Origin of the sequence: Micromonospora sp. NPDC047753 (genome assembly GCF_040642735.1) — a bacterium.
Taxonomy (GTDB): Bacteria; Actinomycetota; Actinomycetes; order Mycobacteriales; family Micromonosporaceae; genus Micromonospora.
The window spans coordinates 1-3,757 of record NZ_JBEYSL010000587.1 but is presented as its reverse complement, the minus strand read 5'-3'; the positions used below and the strand labels follow the sequence as shown (position 1 = coordinate 3,757).

Annotated in this window: 5 protein-coding genes; 1 reads left to right on the top strand and 4 read right to left on the bottom strand. The window is 69.2% G+C overall.

Features of this window, described 5'->3' with window-relative positions:
* The 3 genes from ABZ749_RS31400 to ABZ749_RS31390 all read right to left on the bottom strand — a co-directional run.
* Positions 1-1,423, bottom strand: a 1,423-nt coding sequence (locus ABZ749_RS31400) for a glycosyltransferase family 2 protein (protein WP_357234151.1), incomplete at its 3' end; no start/stop codon positions are given.
* Positions 1,413-1,955 carry a hypothetical protein gene (locus ABZ749_RS31395; RefSeq protein WP_357234149.1) on the bottom strand — a complete coding sequence of 181 codons (543 nt, stop codon included), beginning with the start codon at positions 1,953-1,955 and terminating at the stop codon, positions 1,413-1,415. The genes ABZ749_RS31400 and ABZ749_RS31395, both read right to left, overlap by 11 nt.
* The gene (locus tag ABZ749_RS31390; protein WP_088989215.1) at positions 1,952-2,101 is read right to left on the bottom strand and encodes a peptidase; all 150 of its coding nucleotides are present in this window, start codon (positions 2,099-2,101) and stop codon (positions 1,952-1,954) included. The genes ABZ749_RS31395 and ABZ749_RS31390 overlap by 4 nt, the downstream gene beginning before the upstream one ends.
* Positions 2,102-2,346: 245 nt before the next feature.
* On the opposite strand from ABZ749_RS31390, the gene ABZ749_RS31385 reads away from it, so the two are divergent.
* Positions 2,347-3,336, top strand: a complete 990-nt coding sequence (locus ABZ749_RS31385; RefSeq protein WP_357234146.1) for an LCP family protein — start codon at positions 2,347-2,349, stop codon at positions 3,334-3,336.
* A 69-nt stretch (positions 3,337-3,405) separates the two neighbouring features.
* Here the strand turns inward: ABZ749_RS31385 and ABZ749_RS31380 are convergent.
* A partial coding sequence (locus ABZ749_RS31380; RefSeq protein WP_357234143.1) for a TylF/MycF/NovP-related O-methyltransferase occupies positions 3,406-3,757 on the bottom strand: 352 nt, incomplete at its 5' end.

The following is a 3,757-nucleotide window of genomic DNA, read 5'->3' as shown; positions in this document are numbered from 1 at the left end:
GGGCCCGGCGGGGCTGTGCCGGCACGGCGGCCCGGCCCACGGCCGCCTGGCCGACGGCCACCCGGCCCACGGCCCGGGCCGGCTGCGGCTGCGGATCGGCGGCACGGGCGGTCTTCTGCCAGTCCGTGCGGGCCGTCACCATGCGGGCGAAGGCCAACCAGACCGCCAGCGACTGGGCATAGCTGTACAGCCAGTGGCAGACGCCCAGCAGCAGGGCCTTGGGAATCGACAACTGCGGCTCACAACGGATCCGGTAGACGATGCCCCACAGGGCGAACGGTCCGATGCCGAAGACGAGCACCAACGGGGGTACGCCCCAGCCGCCACTGCTCCACCAGCCGCGCAGTCCACCCATTGTGTTGTCGATGTAGTAGGACATCACCACCAGGCAGGCGATGTAGATCGGCGTGCCGAGCAGTTGGGTCCACGGTGCGGCCAGGAAGTGGGCGATCTCCAGGGTGGCCGAGTTGCGGATTCGTGGCGAGCGCAGCACCCTACCGAGGTAGCGGCCACACTGCATCGACCCCTGGGCCCAGCGGGTGCGTTGCCGCACCAGCGGGCGGATCCGGGTCAGCGCCTCCTGGGCCACCCAGCTCTCCGGGCAGTACTCGGTGCGGCCCCCGGCCAGCAGGATGTGCAGGCCCAGCTCGAAGTCCTCCAGGAGGGCGCCGTGCCACGGTGTGCCGTGCTGGTCGGCGATCTCGTTGAGCAGGGACAGCCGGGTGAACTGCCCGTTGCCGCCCATCGCCACGCTGCCGGTGCGTCGCCGCAGCGACTGCATGGCGGCGATCGGGGCGCGGAACTCCATGTCCTGTAGCCGGATCAGCAGCCGTCCCCAGCGACCGACCTCGGTGGTCGGGGCGTACCGGCGCGGCGCGCACTGGAGCATTCGCACCTCCACCTGTACCGCGCCGACCTGCGCCGAGCCGAAGTACTGACGGCCGGAGAGCGCGACGGGACCCTGCGGGTCGAGTCGGCTGTCCGCGTCCAGCACGCCGACGATCACCCGGCTGCGGTCCGCGTTGGCGGGCAACGACTGATCGATGCGTCGCCAGGCGGCGTTGAGCGCGGCGCCCTTGCCCTGTCGCGCGTCCGGTAGCTGACGCTGGATCACGTGCACCCGCGGTTGGTCGGTGAAGGCCGCCAGTTCGGCCATCGTGCCGTCGTCGGACGCGTCGTCGACGCACCAGACGGTCGCCTGCGGGAAGTCGCAGAGCAGACGCCGCACGGTGTCGCCGATGACCGACGCCTCGTTGCGGCACGGCACGATGATGTGCCAGTCGAAGCCGTCCGGGCTGCCGCCCCGACTACGTCCGCTCTTCAGGTGGAACACCAGGATGCTCAGCACGTACGCGCAGAAGCTGACGCACAGCAGGAACGCCGCGGTGTTGAGCAGGGCGAGCGACTGCGTCTCAGTGGACACCGGCGACCGTCCCGGCGATCCGCTTGGTCCGGCTGACCAGGACCACGAAGAGGATCGTGACGGCGATCAGACCGGCGGTCGTGATCACCGAGCCGATCAGCACGTGGCTGCGTTCGTAGCCCAGTTTGAAGCCCCAGGTCTGCATCGAGACCACCACCGCGCCGAGTCGGATCTGGTTCACAGTGACCAGCAGCGCGACGGCCATCGCCAGGGCGTTGATTCCACGCGTCAGAGAGATGCGGCGGAACCCGATCAACGTCGACGCGAGCACGATCGGCGGGATCAGCAACATCGCGACCGAGCAGCCGCTGGAGACCATGAAGCCGACCCAGCGCTCGTCCAGTGGGAAGATCACGGCCGCGCCGATGGATTTGGTGTCCGCCAACCCGACGGCGTTGACGAGATGGGCGTTCAGCCACGCCTCCGCGCTGGCGATGTCGTGCCACCGCCAGAGCATGGCGACGGCGGCGGCGACTCCGATCAGGCCACCTGCGCTGGCGCGCAGCCACGACCCGCGTCGGGAACCTGTCATCGCTCGCGGCCCAACATGGCGACGAGCCACAGTGCCAGACCCAGCACTACCAGCCCGACGCCGACCAGCAACCAGGATTGAACGGCAACCCCGGTGGCGGCAAGGCCACCTCCGATGTGTGGCCCCTTGGTGGGTACTCCGTACATGCCAACTCCCTCGCTCACTCGAAGGCCAGAATGGCACCGCAAAATCGGGCAAAGGGGATAAAGCGGCATAGAGACCCTAAAGAGTGATTAAATGCTTCGTGAGTGTGGCAGGCACGTGTCCCGAGCGGTTGCATCCCTTGCCACACAACAGGTTCAGCGTCCCGAGAGTTCGTGCAGAGGTGGTCAATATGGTGACCGGTATCCCCGGACGCACGGCCACGCCGGCGCCGTCGAGGTGGCGGGCGATGGCCGGGTGGAAGAAGGCGGGCCTCGCCCTGCTCCTGATGTTCGGCGTGCTCTGCGCGGGCCTCGTCACCGTCGGCTTCGGTGTGAAGCACCGGTACGAGGGCCGGGTCCAGCGCGAGGACATCCTCGGCCAGGGCACCCACGACGACCGCCGGTGGGAGTCGGGGCCGCTCAATCTCCTGCTGCTCGGGTCGGACTCCCGCGACGGCGAGCCGGACCAGGCCCTCTACCCCGGGCAGCGGTCGGACACCATCATGCTGGTGCACGTCAACGCCGCGCGAGAGGCGGCCACCGTCGTCTCCATCCCCCGGGACAGTTACGTCGATGTGCCCGCGGCGGGGCAGACCTGGGCCGGCGGCCCCAACAAGATCAATGCCGCGTTCGCGTTCGGGGGCGCCGCCCTGGCCGCCGAGACGGTCGCCAAGCTCACCGGGCTACCACTCGACGGCGTGCTGGTGGCCAACTTCGCCGCCGTCCGCAAGCTGGTGGACGCGGTGGAGGGGATCAACGTGTGCCTGCCGTACACCGTCAAGTCCTCGGACACCGGCACCACCTGGCCCGCCGGCTGCCACGACCTGGACGGCAAGGCGGCCGACGACCTGATGCGGCAGCGGCACGGCGTGCCCGGCGGAGACTTCGGCCGCATCCACGACCAACAGCTCGTGGTACGCGCCCTGGCCGAACGGGTCACCGCGACAGATCTGCTCACCAGCCCGACCCGACTCGACCGGGTGCTCACCACCGCGGCCGAATCGCTTGTCGTCGACCGAGACCTGAACCTCACCGACCTCGCCCTCGTGCTGCGCAAGGTGAATCCGGAGACCGTCCAGTTCGTCACCGTCCCGTTCAGCGACGCGAACCTGCAGACCCCGGCCGGGTCCGCGGTGCGGCTGGACGAGGTTAGGGCCCCGGCGCTCTTCGCCGCCCTGCGCGAGGACCGGGTGGCGCAGTGGGTCGCGGCCAACCCGCAGACGCCGCCGGCCAACTGAGCACGAGCGAAAAGTTGGCGGGTGGGAGGTCCCAGGACCTCCCACCCGCCGCCCTTTGTCCGGCCAGGTCTAGCGCGACCGCCGCCAGTAGCGGCAGGTCCAGTCCACCTGATGCAGCTCGTCCTCGATGCCGTGTTCGGCGCGGAAGTCGTCGACGGCCTGCTTGCAGCCGCGTACCGCGTGGTAGTCGTCGATGATCACGTAGCCTCCGACGGAGAGCTTCGGGTAGAGCGAGCGCAGCGCCACCATCGTCGAGTCGTAGAGGTCCCCGTCGAGACGCATCACCGAGATCTGCTCCACCGGCGCGGTCGGCAGGGTGTCCGAGAACCAGCCCTTGAGGAACCGGACCTGGCCGTCGAGTAGCCCGTACCGTTCGAAGTTCGCCTTCACCTGCTCCAACGACACCGCCAGGAAGGGCACC

Excerpts from the sequence above, each read along its gene's own strand:
- ABZ749_RS31395 (WP_357234149.1), bottom strand. The coding sequence starts at position 1,955 with ATGACAGGTTCCCGACGCGGGTCGTGGCTGCGCGCCAGCGCAGGTGGC.
- ABZ749_RS31390 (WP_088989215.1), bottom strand. The coding sequence starts at position 2,101 with ATGTACGGAGTACCCACCAAGGGGCCACACATCGGAGGTGGCCTTGCC.
- ABZ749_RS31385 (WP_357234146.1), top strand. The coding sequence starts at position 2,347 with ATGGCCGGGTGGAAGAAGGCGGGCCTCGCCCTGCTCCTGATGTTCGGC.